The sequence below is a fragment of the Mesorhizobium sp. SEMIA396 genome, from assembly GCF_024518615.1.
GTDB lineage: Bacteria > Pseudomonadota > Alphaproteobacteria > Rhizobiales > Rhizobiaceae > Mesorhizobium.
Genome location: NZ_JANIFC010000001.1, coordinates 697,140 through 712,285 on the forward strand (window position 1 = coordinate 697,140; position 15,146 = coordinate 712,285).

General features: G+C 63.3%; 16 protein-coding genes. 13 read left to right on the top strand and 3 right to left on the bottom strand.

Features of this window, described 5'->3' with window-relative positions; translation table 11 throughout:
* Positions 1-85 precede the first annotated feature (85 nt).
* From NP503_RS03520 to NP503_RS03530, 3 genes are all read left to right on the top strand, one after another.
* Complete coding sequence (locus NP503_RS03520; RefSeq protein ID WP_127268778.1) at positions 86-781, top strand: isoprenylcysteine carboxylmethyltransferase family protein; 696 nt, start codon at positions 86-88, stop codon at positions 779-781.
* A gap of 385 nt (positions 782-1,166) precedes the next feature.
* A complete protein-coding gene (locus NP503_RS03525) occupies positions 1,167-1,787 on the top strand; it encodes a hypothetical protein (RefSeq protein WP_127268779.1) in 621 nt (206 codons plus the stop codon).
* 272 nt (positions 1,788-2,059) lie between these two features.
* On the top strand, positions 2,060-2,224 hold the full coding sequence (locus NP503_RS03530; protein WP_127268780.1) for a DUF3309 family protein: 165 nt from the start codon (positions 2,060-2,062) through the stop codon (positions 2,222-2,224).
* Positions 2,225-2,557: 333 nt separating this feature from the next.
* Here NP503_RS03530 and NP503_RS03535 read toward each other — a convergent pair whose 3' ends face one another.
* The gene (locus tag NP503_RS03535) at positions 2,558-2,815 is read right to left on the bottom strand and encodes a hypothetical protein (RefSeq protein ID WP_127268781.1); all 258 of its coding nucleotides are present in this window, start codon (positions 2,813-2,815) and stop codon (positions 2,558-2,560) included.
* A 60-nt stretch (positions 2,816-2,875) separates the two neighbouring features.
* Here NP503_RS03535 and NP503_RS03540 point away from each other — a divergent pair, with 60 nt between their 5' ends.
* The 10 genes from NP503_RS03540 to NP503_RS03585 all read left to right on the top strand — a co-directional run bounded on the left by NP503_RS03540 (position 2,876) and on the right by NP503_RS03585 (position 11,952).
* The gene (locus tag NP503_RS03540; RefSeq protein WP_236382758.1) at positions 2,876-3,169 is read left to right on the top strand and encodes a DUF982 domain-containing protein; all 294 of its coding nucleotides are present in this window, start codon (positions 2,876-2,878) and stop codon (positions 3,167-3,169) included.
* Between the two features lie 229 nt (positions 3,170-3,398).
* Complete coding sequence (locus tag NP503_RS03545; protein WP_127268782.1) at positions 3,399-4,124, top strand: GntR family transcriptional regulator; 726 nt, start codon at positions 3,399-3,401, stop codon at positions 4,122-4,124.
* Positions 4,125-4,127: 3 nt separating this feature from the next.
* The gene (locus NP503_RS03550; protein WP_127272386.1) at positions 4,128-5,168 is read left to right on the top strand and encodes an ADP-ribosylglycohydrolase family protein; all 1,041 of its coding nucleotides are present in this window, start codon (positions 4,128-4,130) and stop codon (positions 5,166-5,168) included.
* Positions 5,165-6,136, top strand: a complete 972-nt coding sequence (locus NP503_RS03555; protein ID WP_127272387.1) for a PfkB family carbohydrate kinase — start codon at positions 5,165-5,167, stop codon at positions 6,134-6,136. The genes NP503_RS03550 and NP503_RS03555 overlap by 4 nt, the downstream gene beginning before the upstream one ends.
* Positions 6,137-6,194: 58 nt before the next feature.
* Positions 6,195-7,256: an ABC transporter substrate-binding protein gene (locus NP503_RS03560; RefSeq protein ID WP_127273265.1), complete on the top strand. Its 1,062-nt coding sequence runs from the start codon at positions 6,195-6,197 to the stop codon at positions 7,254-7,256.
* Positions 7,257-7,321: 65 nt separating this feature from the next.
* Positions 7,322-8,185: an ABC transporter permease gene (locus NP503_RS03565; RefSeq protein WP_127270909.1), complete on the top strand. Its 864-nt coding sequence runs from the start codon at positions 7,322-7,324 to the stop codon at positions 8,183-8,185.
* Positions 8,185-8,973 carry an ABC transporter permease gene (locus NP503_RS03570; RefSeq protein ID WP_127270907.1) on the top strand — a complete coding sequence of 263 codons (789 nt, stop codon included), beginning with the start codon at positions 8,185-8,187 and terminating at the stop codon, positions 8,971-8,973. Before NP503_RS03565 ends, NP503_RS03570 begins: the two co-directional genes overlap by 1 nt.
* Positions 8,973-10,037 (top strand): ABC transporter ATP-binding protein, encoded by a 1,065-nt coding sequence (locus NP503_RS03575; protein WP_127270905.1) that lies wholly within the window; start codon positions 8,973-8,975, stop codon positions 10,035-10,037. Before NP503_RS03570 ends, NP503_RS03575 begins: the two co-directional genes overlap by 1 nt.
* A gap of 209 nt (positions 10,038-10,246) precedes the next feature.
* A complete protein-coding gene (locus tag NP503_RS03580; protein WP_127268608.1) occupies positions 10,247-11,497 on the top strand; it encodes an aconitase X in 1,251 nt (416 codons plus the stop codon).
* Positions 11,494-11,952: an aconitase X swivel domain-containing protein gene (locus NP503_RS03585; protein WP_127268609.1), complete on the top strand. Its 459-nt coding sequence runs from the start codon at positions 11,494-11,496 to the stop codon at positions 11,950-11,952. The genes NP503_RS03580 and NP503_RS03585 overlap by 4 nt, the downstream gene beginning before the upstream one ends.
* Here the strand turns inward: NP503_RS03585 and NP503_RS03590 are convergent.
* Positions 11,913-12,998: a siderophore-interacting protein gene (locus NP503_RS03590; protein WP_127268610.1), complete on the bottom strand. Its 1,086-nt coding sequence runs from the start codon at positions 12,996-12,998 to the stop codon at positions 11,913-11,915. The two genes, NP503_RS03585 and NP503_RS03590, sit on opposite strands and share 40 nt — an antisense overlap.
* 2 nt (positions 12,999-13,000) lie before the next feature.
* On the bottom strand, positions 13,001-15,127 hold the full coding sequence (locus tag NP503_RS03595) for a TonB-dependent hemoglobin/transferrin/lactoferrin family receptor (RefSeq protein WP_127268611.1): 2,127 nt from the start codon (positions 15,125-15,127) through the stop codon (positions 13,001-13,003).
* Positions 15,128-15,146 lie beyond the last annotated feature (19 nt).

Below are 15,146 nucleotides of genomic sequence, written 5' to 3' on the forward strand. Positions count from 1 at the left end.
ACAGCCAGTTTAATGCCGATCTGATCTTGTTGATTAACTGCCCGGCAATGGTTGCGTGCAAAGGTCGCCCTGAGGGATCATTGGGGTGTTTGCATTGCTCATATCAAAAAGCGAGGCGCTTTCGCACATCAGTGACGGCAGGATTTTGTCCGCAGCCCGAACGCGCGAAATCCTGGTGGATTTGCGCGAAGGTTTCTTTCGGATCTGCGCGCTGGCCTTCGCGGGCATGTTCGTCTACCGCGGCGTATCTCACCTGATGCTCGACCCGACCCGCATCAATGTGGCGCTGATGGCAATTTCCGAGATCCTGACCTTTACCTGGCTGCTTCTGTCGCGGCGACCACAGGTACGCGACTGGAACCCGCTGACGGTGGTTGTTTCGGTGGTCGCCAGCTTCGGTGTCGGCTTCATCGACCTGGAACCGGGCGTGGCCATCATCCCGATCTATGCCGCCGCGCCGCTGCAAGTCCTGGCGTTGGGGTTCGTGATCTGGGGGAAGATATCGCTAGGGCGTTCTTTCGCCATTCTGCCGGGCAATCGCGGCGTGATGACCGACGGTGCCTACCGCCTGGTGCGGCACCCGATCTATGCCGGATACCTTGCCGGTCATGTCCTGTTCCTGCTGTCGGCCTTTTCCTTCTACAATCTTGCTGTCTACGCCGCGATCACCTTCTTCCAGGTTCATCGCATCCTGCGCGAAGAGGCGCTGTTAGCCGCGACGCCGGAATACCGGGACTATATGAAGCGCGTCCACTACAGGCTGTTCTATGGGATCGTCTGACAAGCCGGCCAGCGCAGAATCGTTCGGCCTGCAATCACGCTTGCACTCTCTCGCTCCCGCATCCGCCGACAGACTCTGGCCACTTGCAATCATCGTGGCGGTCTTGCTGATCTTGCGAGAGGCTCATGCCCTGTCCGGTGCGGTGTACGGCCTCGCAGTAAAGACGAGCAGAGTAACGTCCGATCATCAATGGCCTTACGCACTGTTAGTGTAAAGAGAAATTATTCCAACTTTATTATAATTTTATTTCAGAAATTTTGTTGATGTATACCACGCTTCAGGTTGAGTATTCTCTCTCTGAAACTGAAATTCACCACCTCGCGTAGTTGATCTTGCAATCGGCCTCTCGCCAATTGCTTTAGCGCAACGACAACAGGAGAGTGTTATGGCTCACACCATCAAGACAGTCGCCAACATGTTGGCGGGTAGTGCGGTAATCTTAGCCCTTTCCCTGCCCGCCAATGCTGCGGGAATCGGCCTTGGCGTTGGTGCCTCGGTGGGTGGTAGCGGCGGCGTCAATGGCGTCGGGGCTTCCGTTGGCGGCAGTGGCGGCATCAGCGCCGGAGTGGGCGCCTCGGTGGGCGGCAGCGGTGGTGTAAAGGCCGGGGCCGGTGCCAATGTCGGCGGCTCGAGCGGTGTCAATGCCGGTCTCGGCGCTTCGGTCGGCGGCAGCAATGGCATCAATGCCGGCGCGGGCGCCAATGTTGGAGGATCTGGCGGCATTGCTGCCGGACTCGGCGCCAATGTGGGCGGAACGAGCGGCGTCGGCGTCGGTGTCGGTGTCGGCGTGGGTATTGGGGGCGGCATCAATCCGTCCAATCCGTCGAACCCGAGCAATCCGTCCAATCCGTCAAACCCCAGCAGGCCGAGCCTGCCGGGTGTCGTGGCCCAGATGTCGGATAGCAACGTGGCGCGAATGAAGAAGCGCTGCGTCGACGTGCTCGGCAGCGAAGGCGCTTACGACCGCGACCTCCGGCAACTCTGCCTCCTGATCGCGCGCCGCTGATGCTGGAGGTGCCGGGACTGGAGGTGCCGAACCGGCCCTGAGGCCCGGCCGCATGTTCCTGGCCTCCGGCTGGTCGGAAGGCCCGCCACACTGGCGGGCTTTCCGCGTTCATTGGCGTGCCGGTATCAAAGTTCTGGCTTCCATCACGTTGGATGGCCGTTTCCGTTGCCACGATCGCACGGAACGGTAGAGCCTTGGGAACGTTCTCGTCCTCGAACATCGCGGCCGCGATGTTCGACCCAATGCGTCAGCGCTAACGGGAGCTGAAAGCCATGAGCCTTGGAACCATACTGATCATCATTCTTATCCTTGCCCTGCTTGGCGGCTTCAGCGGCCTCGGCGGAGGTCCTTTTTATGGCGCCGGCTACTATGGCGGCGGCGGCCTCGGGCTCGTGCTGCTCATCGTCATCGTGCTTGTCGTGCTCGGGCGCATCTAGCCAGGCCCGCCCGGTTGTCGCCGACAGATCGCAATCTCGTGAGCGCCCCCAATGTCGGCGCGCACCGGATTGTGATGCAGGCAAGCCGGCTTGTGATCTTGCACTCTGCAAAACTTTCGTATGGTCATTGCGGTCCACACCCCCCCGTGGAAACAAGAGGAGAGGGTCCCACCCCTTATCCTCCTCCAAGGCCCGCTCCGGTTCACCGTGGCGGGCTTTTGCTTGATGGGCGAGGGAACCGGCTTGCATCAAGCTTCAAGGAAAGGCGGGTGTTTTCTGAGAAGTCTCCGTTCTGGCTGCGGCATTGAGCGCAGGCCGGATCCTGACGCCAGATTACTCCATGTCAGGTACGTCGCCGCTGACGAAGAGCGTGTTCGGCGGGCCGTATTCGCCTAGCGTCGGATCGGCCTCACGGCTCCAGGCGATGACGCCGGCATGCTTTGCCGCCAGAGCCTTGGCGGTGCGTATAGCGCGGTCTTCGCTTTGCTGGTCGGCGGGTCCAAAGGCTGGGAACAGCTCGCCATCCTCACCGCGATCGAAGGCGACCACGACGATCAGCCTGGGATTTTTCTGGCCACTGGAATCGGACATCTTGCACCTTTAGCGCGGAACCTATCACATTGCTCGGGGTTGAAGGCCGCGAATCGATGAATGCCGACTTTGGGGAGTGGCATCGTGCAAGATCAGCGTTTCGATGAGCCGGTCAGGATTGCGCTCGGCCGATCGCGAAACTCGATCTTCAACGTGGAGCGGGTCGCTCAGGCTGCAGACGTCCTGCTGAACCGCTGGCCGGTTGCGACCGGGCAAAAGCATATGGTTGCCCGCAAGGTCTGTCTGGCCGTGCTCGAGGGAAAGAAAGAAGTCTCGGCGGCAAGGGCGGCGTTCATTAACGCCGCGATCGAGGCGGACATCCTCGTCGAACCGCGTGAGGTGTCGATCCCGTAGCCTGCTCCGGTGAAATTGAATCAGGGTCTGGCTCCATCCCCTTGATGTATGCCTCTTTTTTGGCGATCGCCGACCGGCTTTTCGGGGGCCATATTGACCTGCCTCTCGGCGCGCCTTGCACGGTATTCCGCATATTCGCTGCCTTTTGGGCAGTCTTCAGTACCCGTTGACATAGCATCCCGGTCTCTATATTGAACAGGATTATACAGGTTCACTGAACAGGTACTATATGAAGCGGCGCGCGGTTCAACTGTCTCCCGGTACGGGCAAACCCGAGCAGATCGCCACCGTTCTCGAACATGAAATCCGCTCCGGTGTTCTCGGCTTCGGCGACCGCCTGCAAAGCGAGAATGAACTTGTCCAGCGCTTCTCCGTCAGTCGCAATACGGTCCGCAAGGGCCTTGAGGAATTGTCCAGCCGGGGGCTGATCACGACCAGGGTTGGTATCGGCTCGTTCGTCACCTTCGACGGCAAGCCGGTCGATGACTCCATCGGCTGGTCGCGCGCGCTGGCCGATGCCGGCGCCAATGCCGAGACGCGGACGCTGCGGCTGGAGGTCATCGAAGACCCCGATCTGGCTGCGCTGCTTGCTATCGAAAGCCCGTTCTTCATTGCCGTTGACCGGGTGCGCACCAACGCCAGCGACGGCCATGCGATCTCCATCGAGCGCAGCCGGCTGCCATTGTCCTCCGAGCTTGAGGACGTACCGTTGCGCGGACTGCGCGAGGGCTCGCTGCACCAGACGCTGCGCGCCGCCGGCCTCATTCCCGACCATGGCGAGGAATGGGTCGAGATCGAGATGCTCAATGCCGAGGATGCGGCCATCCTCGGTTGCCCACAAGGCACGCCCTTCCTGCGCGGGCGCCGGTTGACGCGTGCGGCTGACGATCGGCCGATCGAGTATGTCACCAGCCTGCTCAATCCGGCACATTTTGCGCTGCATATGAGGTTCTAAGCGATGTCGGATGCAACCAGCAATACCATCGATCGCGCCATGGGCGCGCTTGTCGGCGGAGCGCTGGGAGACGCGCTCGGCATGCCGACGCAGCTTTTGTCGCCGGCTCGCATTGCCGAACTCTACGGCCATGTAGAGGATTTCATCGAGCCTTTCGCCGATCATCCGGTGTCGAAGGGCCTGGCCGCTGGAACCATCACCGACGATACCGAACAGGCGCTGCTGCTCGGCCGCATCCTGGTCGAATCCGGCGACCGTTTCGACCACGCGCGCTGGGTCAATGCGCTGCTCGACTGGGAGCGCGAGGTCAAGGCGCGCGGCAGCTATGATCTTTTGGGGCCGTCGACCAAGCGTGCCATCGATGCCATCAACAATGGCGTACCGGCCGAGGAAGCGGGACGCAGCGGCGACACCAATGGCGCGGCCATGCGCATCGCGCCTGTCGGCATCATGATGCCGCTTGAACCGTTGGAGACGTTCGTCGGCAAGGTGGCGGAGACTTGCCGGGCGACGCACAACACCTCGATCGCCATAGCCTCGGCCGCAGCCGTCGCAGCCGCCGTCAGCCGCGGCGTCGCCGGCGGCGGTTGGCGCGATGCTTCGGCCAGCGCGGTCGCGGCGGCGAGGCGAGGGGCGACGCTCGGACATTGGGTCACCGGCGGCGACATCGCCGCGCGTATCGTCTGGGCGCAGGACATCGTGCGTGGCAAGGCGATCAGGGATGCGATCCGGCTGATCACCGATCTGGTCGGCACCGGCGTCGCCAGCCAGGAATCCGTTCCGGCTGCCTTCGCCGTGCTGGAAGTCGCCCGTGGCGACCCCTGGCAAGCAGCCATCATCAGCGCCAATCTCGGCGGCGACACCGATACGATCGGCGCCATCGCTGCCGGCATGGCCGGCGCCTGCACCGGCTTTTCCCGATTGCCGCAAGAGTACATCCTCCGGCTTGTCGGCATCGACTTGTCAGAGGTTGGCGCGCTCGCCGCCGACCTTGTCGCGGCAAGGGCGGCGAAAGCCGGTTCCAGCAAGGACGCGGCGGCGTGAGCGGCCGTCTCGTCCATATCGGCAGTGCCGTGGTCGATTATGTCTACCGCATCGACGCTTTGCCGGCGCCCGGCATGGAAAAGACGGCATCGAGCTTCGCCCAGGTCGCCGGCGGCGGCTTCAACATGATGGTGGCGGCCAGCCGCACCGGCATGCAGGTGGTGTTCGGCGGCCAGCTCGGCAGTGGGCCGAATGGCGACTTCCTGCGCGCCGCCTTCATGGCCGAGAACATCGCGACACTGACGCCGCCATCGCCCTTGATGGACAGTGGCAATTGCGTCGCCATGATCTCCAGCGACGCCGAACGCACCTTCGTGTCATGGCCAGGTGCGGAGAGCGTACTCAGCCTCGATATGATGGCGCCCGTCGCGGTGGCGCCGGGAGACTGGGTGTTCACCTCCGGCTATACGCTGAGCTACCCCAAGAGCCGCGATGCGCTCACCGACTGGATCGAGGCGCTGCCGGCGAATATTCCCTTCGTCTTCGATCCGACGCCGGTCATCTCGGACATTCCACGCTCCATCCTGTCGCGGGTGCTTGCCCGCACCACATGGCTGAGCTGCAACACGAGGGAGGCGGCCGAGATTGCCGGCCCGGGCGATGTCGAGGGTCTCGCGGCGCGACTTCTGGGCGACCATTGCCCGCAGGCTGCTGGCGTGATCATCCGCTCCGGAGCAAAGGGTTGCCACGTACGGTTGGCCCACGGGTCAGCGCAGACCATTGCCGGCTTCAAGGTCAACGCCGTCGACACCAATGGCGCCGGCGACACCCATATCGGCGCTTTTGTCAGCGCGTTGGCGCGCGGCACCCCGCCCTTCGAGGCAGCGCGCTATGCCAATGCTGCGGCGGCCATTTCGGTTACCCGCCATGGTGGCTCCTCGGCGCCGACGAACCGCGAAATCCAGACATTCCTGAGCCATGCCGCCGATCCATCGGGAGCAGGCCGGACACAGAAGGCCAATGCATAACAGCTGGAAAAGCCTGACAAGCCCGGGAACCGGGCAAACCCACAGAGAGGAACCAACCATGCGCATGCCTGATTTGACTGCTCTGCTGACGGCGACCGCCGTCTTTACCTCCGCACTTGCGTTCGCCGCCAAGGCCGACGAAGTGCATGTGCTCAACTGGAAGGGTTACGGCGCCGATGAACCGTGGGCCGTCGAGGCTTTCGAAAAGGCGACCGGCAACAAAGTCGTCAACGACTTCTTCAATTCCGAACAGGAAATGCTGACCAAGATCCGGACCAATCCCGGCCTCTATGACGTGGTCATGATCAACGCGGCCTTCAACGACCAGGCGATGGCCGGGAAACTGATCCAGCCGATCGACGTTTCCAAGCTGCCGAACTATGCCGACATCAGCAAGGACAAGGCGGGATCGCCGATGCTCGTCCATGACGGCAAGGTCTATGGCGTGCCGTGGGTATGGGGCCTCACCGCACTCGCCATCAACGAAAAGTCCTTCGACAAGCCACCGACGAGCATCGCCGAAATGTGGGATGCCGCCCACAAGGGCCGCGTCGTCATTCGCGATGATGCCGTTGAAGCGGTGCAGTTCGGCGCCATCGCCACTGGCCAGAACATCAACGACATCAAGGATATGGATGCGGTCAAGACGAAGCTGACCTCGCTGATGCCGCAGATCAAGACCTTCTGGAGCTCGGAAAACGACTGGAACCAGATGGTCGCCTCCAACCAGATCGACATCGGCACCTATTGGAGCGGCTCGGCCGACCGCGCCAAGACGCATTTCAAGCTGCCGGTCTCGCTGGTGGTGCCGCAGGAAGGTGCCGTTGCCTGGCTCGACGCGTTTTCCATTCCGGTCGGCGCCAAGAACGTCGCCGGCGCCGAGGCCTTCATCAACTACATGATCGACCCGAAATTCTACGTCGAATGGGTCACCAAGGTCGGTGCTCCCGTCTCCGCCAACACCAAGGCGGTGGAAGCGCTGCCCGAGGATGCCTTCAACCGCAAGGTCATGGGTGATCCCGAAGTGGCCAAGCGCATCCAGTTCCAGGCGCCGATCACCGACGCCCAGCGCGAAGCCTATCTGGCGCTCTGGCAGCAGCTTAAGGTCGACGTGAAGTAAGATCACAGCCAGGCCAGCCGGCGGTTCGCGTCGGCTGGTTCTTCCAATCCTGGGAGGAGGGTACCATGGCAGCTGCGACAGCGTCGCGAAGCGGGCTGAGATCGGCATTGCCGCTGCTGGCACCGGCCTATCTCTGGCTGACGGTGGCGATCTTCCTGCCGCTATCCGCCATGGTCTTCTTCTCGTTCATGACCGAGCTGCCGCTGTCGGGAAAGCCGTGGGCGTTCACGCTTGGCAACTATGCCGCCTTCTTCTCGCAGAGCCTCTATCTGACGCTGCTGCTGGCCTCGCTGCGCCTTGGCCTCGAAGTGACGCTATGGTGCATCGTCATCGGCTATCCCGCCGCCTATGTGCTCGCCAAGGTGCTGAAGGGGCGCAGCCGCGAGGCGATCTTCCTGCTCGTCATCCTGCCGTTCTGGTCGAATGGGTTGGTGCGCATCTTTTCCTGGGCGATGGTTTTGCGCGAAGGCGGCATCCTCGACACCGCGCTTAATGCCGTGCTGCCGTTCAAGATCAACATCGACCTCATGTATTCCTATCCGGCCGTCATCATCGGGCTGGTGCATTCCTATGTGCCTTACATGGTGCTGACCTGTTATCTCACGCTACAGGCCATCGACGACTCGCTGATCGAGGCCGGGCGCTCGCTTGGCGCATCGCGGTTGCAGGTGCTGAAGCGGGTGATCATCCCGCTGTCGATGCCCGGATTGGTCGCGGGTGCGGCGCTGATCTTCGTGCCGGTCGTCGGCTCGTTCATGGAACCGCGCATCCTGGGCGGCCGCACCGGCACCTTCTACGGAACGGTCATCGAGGACCAGTTCGTCGCCGTGTTCAACTGGCCGCTCGGTGCCGCACTCTCCTTCATCCTGCTGGCGGTGGTGCTGGTCATCCTGGCGGTGGCGTCGCCAGTGCTGCGGAGGGCCGCGTGATGACGACGACCCGCATCCTCGAAGGACTCGGCCGCCTCTACATCTGGCTGCTGCTTGCCTTTCTTTATCTGCCGATCATCATCATGGCGCTGATGTCGTTCAACGTTTCTCCCTTCTACCAATTGCCGTTCGAATGGACGACTGAATGGTATGCTTCGCTGTGGCAGAACGACCAACTGATCGCAGCGACCTGGAACAGCGTCGAGATCGCGGTCATCACCACGATCATCTGCGTCGTGCTCGGCTCGGCGGCGTCGCTGGCGCTCTATCGCTACGAATTTCGTGGCAAGAAGTTCCTGCAGGCGCTTTTGTTTCCGCCGATCGCCATACCGTGGCTGATCACCGGCACGGCAATGCTGATTTTCTTCTTCGGCGTCGGTATCGGCCGTGGCCTGCATGCGATCCTGCTCGGCCATGTCGCATTGGCGCTGCCCTATGTCATCGTCGTCGTCTCGGCCCGGCTGCAGACCTTCGCGCCGGAGCTGGAAGAGGCGGCGCGCTCACTAGGCGCCAACCAGTGGCAGGTGACGCGCCGCGTCACGCTGCCCTGGATCATGCCCGGCGTCATCGCCGGCGGGCTGTTCGCGTTTGCCGTTTCGTTCGACCAGTTCGTGGTGTCCTATTTCCTGGCGACGCCGGGCCAGACGACGCTGCCGGTCGAAATCTACGCCGCGATCCGCAAGGGTTTCACGCCCGAGATCAACGCGGTCTCGACCATCATCATTGTCGTGTCGATGGCGCTGATGCTGCTGACGGCGCGGTTTTTCAAATTCGGCGGAGAGAAATAATGGCCGGCGTGCAGGTATCCGATGTCTCGCGCAGCTTTGGCGCACACAAGGCGTTGGACAACGTCTCCATCGACTTCGCCGATGGCGGCTTCTACGCTCTGCTCGGGCCGTCGGGCAGCGGCAAGACCACGCTGCTGCGGCAGATCGCCGGTTTCGATTTTCCTGACTCGGGTCGCATCACCATAGGCGGCGAGAGCGTCGAGCGGGTGCCCGTCGAGAAGCGCCGTATCGGCATGGTGTTCCAGAACTATGCCCTGTTTCCCAATATGAGCGTCGCCGACAATGTCGCCTTCGGCCTGTCGGTGCGCGGCGAGGCCAGGGCGATCATCGCTACCGAGGTGCAACGCGCGCTCGATCTGGTGCAGCTTGGCAAGCTTGGTGGCCGCCGGCCGCACCAGCTCTCCGGCGGGCAGCGGCAGCGTGTGGCTCTCGCCCGCGCCATCGTCACCAAGCCGCGCGTGCTGCTGCTCGACGAGCCATTGGGTGCGCTCGACAAGGCGTTGCGCGTCGACATGCAGATTGAGCTCAAGCGCATCCAGCGCGAGATCGGCATCACCACGATCTTCGTCACGCACGACCAGGAAGAAGCGCTGACGATGAGCGACCGCATCGGCATATTGCGCGACGGAAGGCTGGTGCAGGAGGGGCCGCCGGAGGAGATCTATAACAGGCCGAAGAGCGAGTTCGCTGCCACCTTCCTCGGCGACGCCAACATTTTTCGCGGCGATACGACGGGCGATGGCATCCGGCTGCCGGACGGCACGGCGATTGCCGCCGGCGCGGGTGCCAAGCTTGCCGCCGGCGCCAAGGCGAGCTGTGCCGTGCGCCCCGAACGCATCCGCATCGCCACGGATGCCGGAGCACCGGATGGCACTGCCAACATGCTCAAGGGGCAGGTTTCCAAGCGCATCTTCGCCGGCAACAACAGCACCTATTTCGTCGAGCGTGGCGGCCAGACGTTGAAGGTGATTGTACAGAACACGGGTGTCGACAGGCTGGCGGAAGGTCAGGACGTCGTTCTGCGCTGGTCGCCGGAGAGTACGGTGTTGATCGCGGCGGGGTAGGTAGAGCGGTTCGCCCCCCTCTGTCCTGCCGGACATCTCCCCCTCAAGGGGGGAGATAGGCAGCCTCAACGCCGCCACTCTTTCTTCAACACTGGAAATTTGCGAAAGCGGCAATGACAGCTAATCTCCCCCCTTGAGGGGGAGATGCCCGGCAGGGCAGAGGGGGGCGCTGTCCCTCCGTCCTTTCCGACAACGAGCCCGGAGCTGCGATGACGCTTAAATTGACCGCACAGGACCGATCCATGCTCGACGGCGAGCAGGGTCCGTCCGCCGCCGCTGCCATGAAAATCCTGGCCGCGTTTTCCAATGCGGTCGGGGCGGGCTGCCTGCTCGACATTGCCGGCGCCCATATCGATGGCTGTCTCTACCACGGCAAGGCCGGTCTCGATTTCGTCGAGCGGCTGGTCGAAGGCGGTGGCCGCGTTCAGGTGCCGACGACGCTGAATGTCGGTTCGTTCGATCTCATCCATCCCGGCATGGTCAAGATGCCCCTAGCGGAAGAGGTGCCGGCGCGGCGGCTGATGAAGGCGCATCTGGAACTCGGCTGCCAGGCGACCTTCACCTGCGCGCCCTACCAGACGCGCTTTCGGCCAAGCTTTGGCCAGCAGATCGCCTGGGGTGAGTCCAACGCCATCGTCTTTGCCAATTCGGTGATCGGCGCGCGCACCAACCGCTATGGCGATTTCATCGATCTGTGCTGCGCCATGACCGGCCGCGCGCCGGCCTGGGGCCTGCATCTGAGCGAGAACCGGCGCGGCCGGATCCTGTTCGAACTGGATGTTCCAGACGGCGAGCTGAGTGACAGCCTTTTCGTCGGCGTCGGGCTAATCATAGGGCAAGCGAGTGGCGACCGCGTTCCGGTGATTGCCGGTCTGCCGCGGCCGCGTGACGAGGACCAGCTGAAGGCGCTGGGTGCGGCGGCTGCAACGACGGGTGCTGTGGCGCTGTTCCATGCGGTCGGCATCACGCCCGAAGCCAGGATCCTCGATGAGGCGTTCCAGAGCCATGCGCCTGACGAGACGATCCGTATCACCCGCGCCGATATCGACCATGCGCTGGCCAAGCTGTCTGGCGTGTCCGATGGCGCGCCGCTGGCGGCCGTGTCGCTCGGCACTCCGCATTTTTCGCATGCGGAATGGATGCGGCTGTTGCCGTTGCTGCGCGAGGCAGCACCCGGAAGGCGCATCCCGATCTACGTCAACACTGGGCGTGCGACGTTGACGCGGCTGCAGGAGGAGGGCGCGCTTGATGGCATGGAGGCGTTCGGCCTGATTCCGGTCGCCGACACCTGCACCTATGTCACATCGATCCTGGAACGCCTCGACGGCGTGGTCATGACCAATTCCGGCAAATGGGCGCATTACGCGCCGGGCAATATCGGCGTGTCCGTCGCCTTCGCCGAGATGGAGGATTGCATCCGCTCTGCTGCTGCCGGGCATGTCGTGCGGAGCGCCTCATGACGCGACCGGTGGAACGAACCGGCATCTTCCAGTTGGCCGGCGAAGCCAGGGGCCAGGCGCTGGTGTATTCGCAACCGCTGAGCTTCTGGGGCGGCATCGATGCCGAGACGGGCGACATAACAGACCATTCGCATCCCGGTCTCGGCCAGAATGTCGCCGGCAGGATTTTGGTCATGCCGAGCGGGCGCGGCTCGTCGTCTTCATCCTCGGTGCTGGCCGAGGCGATCCGCAGAGGCACGGCGCCAGCCGGGATTCTTCTGGAGCGGCCGGACCCGATCCTGGCGGTGGGCGCCATCGTTGCCGAATTTCTTTACGAGATCCGCATGCCGCTGGTGGTGTGCGATATTTCGAACCTTGTCTCCGGTGATCAAATTGTTATCGGCATCGGCAAAGACGGCGGGCCGATCATCAGAGTTCACCCCGCCATCAATCCGGCAGAGCCACGCCGCCAATAGGCAGCCGCCAACGTCTCATCGCGGCCGAGCCCCAGCGTGCCGCGCCAATATTCGCGAACGACCTTGGCGGCGGTCGCTTCCGCGGCGAACCAGCCGAAGGCCGAGCCGCCTTGCGGCCACGCCACCGAGCGGACAGCCTCGGCCAGCAGTCTGTCCTCGCCCGCCGGCACGCCGTTCCTTGTCAGCCAATGCAACTCGATGCCCGTGGCATTGTTGATCGCTTGCCTTTCGCCATCATTGGCGATCTCGACGAAGGCGACGCCCTTTGTCTCGGCCGGCAGCGTCTCCAGCAGCCGCGCCAGCGCCGGCAGGCCGGTTTCGTCGGCGCCCATGACGTACCACTCCGCCTGCCGCACCGGGCGGCCGACCGGTCCCATGATGCCGACTTTCGTGCCGGGAGCTGCCCGCATGGCCCAGGCGGAGCCAACGCTCTCGCCGGGATGGACGAGGAAGTCGACATCGATGATGCCCCTGGCCACGTCCAGCGCCCGGATAGTGTAGACGCGCGCCACCGGACGCCGGTCGTCGGCGGGCCAGACCGGCAAGCCATTGCCGCCGAGCACCGGCCACAGCGGATCGGGCACCTCCCTGGTCGGAAACAGCATGCGGATATGCATGCCGCCGAATTTGGCGAAACGGCTGAGATCCTCGCCGGCCAGCCGGATGCGGCGCATGTGCGGGGTGAGGTCGCGAATATCCGTCACCACCATCTCGCGGAACTGGGCGAGGCTGGTTTCGCCTGAGAGATCGCCGGTCCAGACGATCTCGGGGTTTTCCTCCTTGGCGTAGACCTGTACGGCTGTGGCCAGCAGGTCCTTGATACGGGCGAGCCCGTCGCGGTCGGCAGCATTGGCCCGCATCACCAGCCGTTCCATGTCGAAAGAGGCCCCGCCGAAGGCAAAGCGGAAATCGATGCGCTTTCCCTCATGCGAGGCATCGGCCTCGAAGCTCCGCAGCCTGTCTGAAATGCTGTCCATGTAGTCCGGCAGACGCCTCAGGTTGAGCCGCGCCTCGCAGGCCAGTTCACGCACCGATGCTTCGTTCATTGTCAGCCTCCGATCCTGCCGGTGAGGGCCACCTTGAAGGTGCGGCCCTTGCCCTGTTCGGTTGCTGCCGAGGTCGACCATGCGCTTTGCGGGTCGGTGTAGGCGGTGTTGAAGATGTTATCGACGCCGAAATCGAGCTTGAGGTTGTCGTTGACGCGCCAGTTGGCGAAGACATTGACCAGATCGAAGGCGTCGTCGACAATCGGCACGGCGTTGGGATTGGTGCGGCTGGTGCGGGTGATCTTGCCGACGCTGAGATATTGCGCGCCGACCGTGAGCTGGTCCTCCAGCATGCGAAAGCCGATTGTGGCCGAGAAGCGGTCGAGCGGCGTGTTGTTCAGCGCCTGGCCGGAATAGACGCCGCTGACGACCTTGGCGTTGATCAGCGCACCGGCGAGGTTTACGAAACCCCAGTTGTAGTCATAGACCATCTCGGCCTCGACGCCCTTCAGGCGGGCGTCGCCGATGTTGATTGCCGTGCGCGGCAGGACGGTGAGGTCGACGTCGATATAGTCCTCGACGTCGGTGTGGAAGACGTTGAGCTTGGCGCGCAACCGGTCGCCCGGCGTCAGCAAATCATCGTATTTGACATTGATGCCGGCTTCCCAGCTCTTCGCCGTTTCGGGCTGCAGCAGGAGATTGGGCCGATAGGTGTCGCCGCCGCCATGCGCGCCGCCGCCACGGAAGACATCCTGCAGGCCAGGCGCCCGGTAGCCTTCGGAGTAGGTGCCATAGAGCTGAAAGCCGTCAAACGGCGTGACGCCGACGGTGAGGCGCGGCGACCAGCGATCGCCGGAGATCGAGGCTTCCTGTGGCGACGGGATGCGCGTCTCGCCATCGAGTTGGTAGCCGTCATAGCGCATCGCAGCTATGGCCTGCAGCCAGTCCTCGTAATCGCCCTGCCACTGCAGGAAGCCGCCATAGCCCTGCTGTTGGCCAGCGCCGAAATGCGCCGCTTCCGAGGAGGCTTCGAGATAGTAGTAATCGAGTCCGTAGGTCAGCGTGTGGGCCAGCCCCCAGGCGTCGAAGCGCGAGGAGTTCTTCACGTTGAAGCCCGAGGTGGCGACATCATAGAAACGGAAATTGCCGATCCCTGAGGCGGGCGCGACCTGCGTCTGCTCGGCGCGGGTGCGGTTGTGATAGGCATTGGCGCTGAAGTCGATCAGCGCGTTGTCGTCGGGCTTCCAGGTATAGGCGGCGGTGTAGGTCTGGTTGGTGGTGTTGGTGTCGTAGCGGCTCAGCGTCGGCGAGGTCGAGCCGCTCGATCCGGTGATCTGGTCGTTGTAGCGCTGCAGGATGGCGCCGAGCTTCAGCTCGTGGCCATCGGCCGGCCGCAGAGTCGTCTTCAGATAACCGCTGGTCACCCGCTCACCGGTCCATGGCACGGTTTCGCCATTGCCGTCGGTATAGCTGTCGCGGTTGCGGTAGATGAGGTTGCCGATGATGTCGGCATCGTCGCTGAAACGATAGGCACCGGTAGTGCTGGTGGTGAAGCCGTCGCCATTGTCCTCATAGCCGAGCTTTTCGCTCAGCGCCCAGCGCTCGTCCTTTTTAAGGAAATCGCCGGCGTCCTTGGTCTCGAAGGAAACAACGCCGCCGATGCCGCCTGAACCATAGGCATTAGACACCGGGCCACGAATGACCGTGGCTTCCTTGATCAGGTCGGGTTCGACGTAGAACGAGCCAGAGCCGTGGCCGACGCGCCAGTAATCCTGCCGGGCGCCGTCGAGCGTTACGACGACGCGGCCATACTGCTCCAGGCCGCGAATGTTGATGGCGGTCGCCGGGTCGTCGCCATTCATCGATGCGGCGACGCCCGGCGTGGTGCGAAAGATGTCGGCGGCGGTGTCGGGCTGGATGCGGTCGAGTTCGTCCTGATCGATGGCGCTGATGGCGGCCATCGATTCGATCACCGCCGTCTTGATCATCGTCGCCGAGATGGTGATCACGTCGAGCATGGTCGCCGGCTGGTTCTGCGCGGGATTGGCCGGCGCCAGGCGGCCGGCCTTGGCGGCGGCCTTTTTCTCCTGGTCCTGTTCCTGCGCGTTGGCAAAAGGCACGGCGCAGAGGCCGAGCACGAAGGCGAGCGCGGTGCTCGCCATCAAGGTCGTGTTTGTTGTCGTTGTCATAGTCATGCAGCCCCCAAGC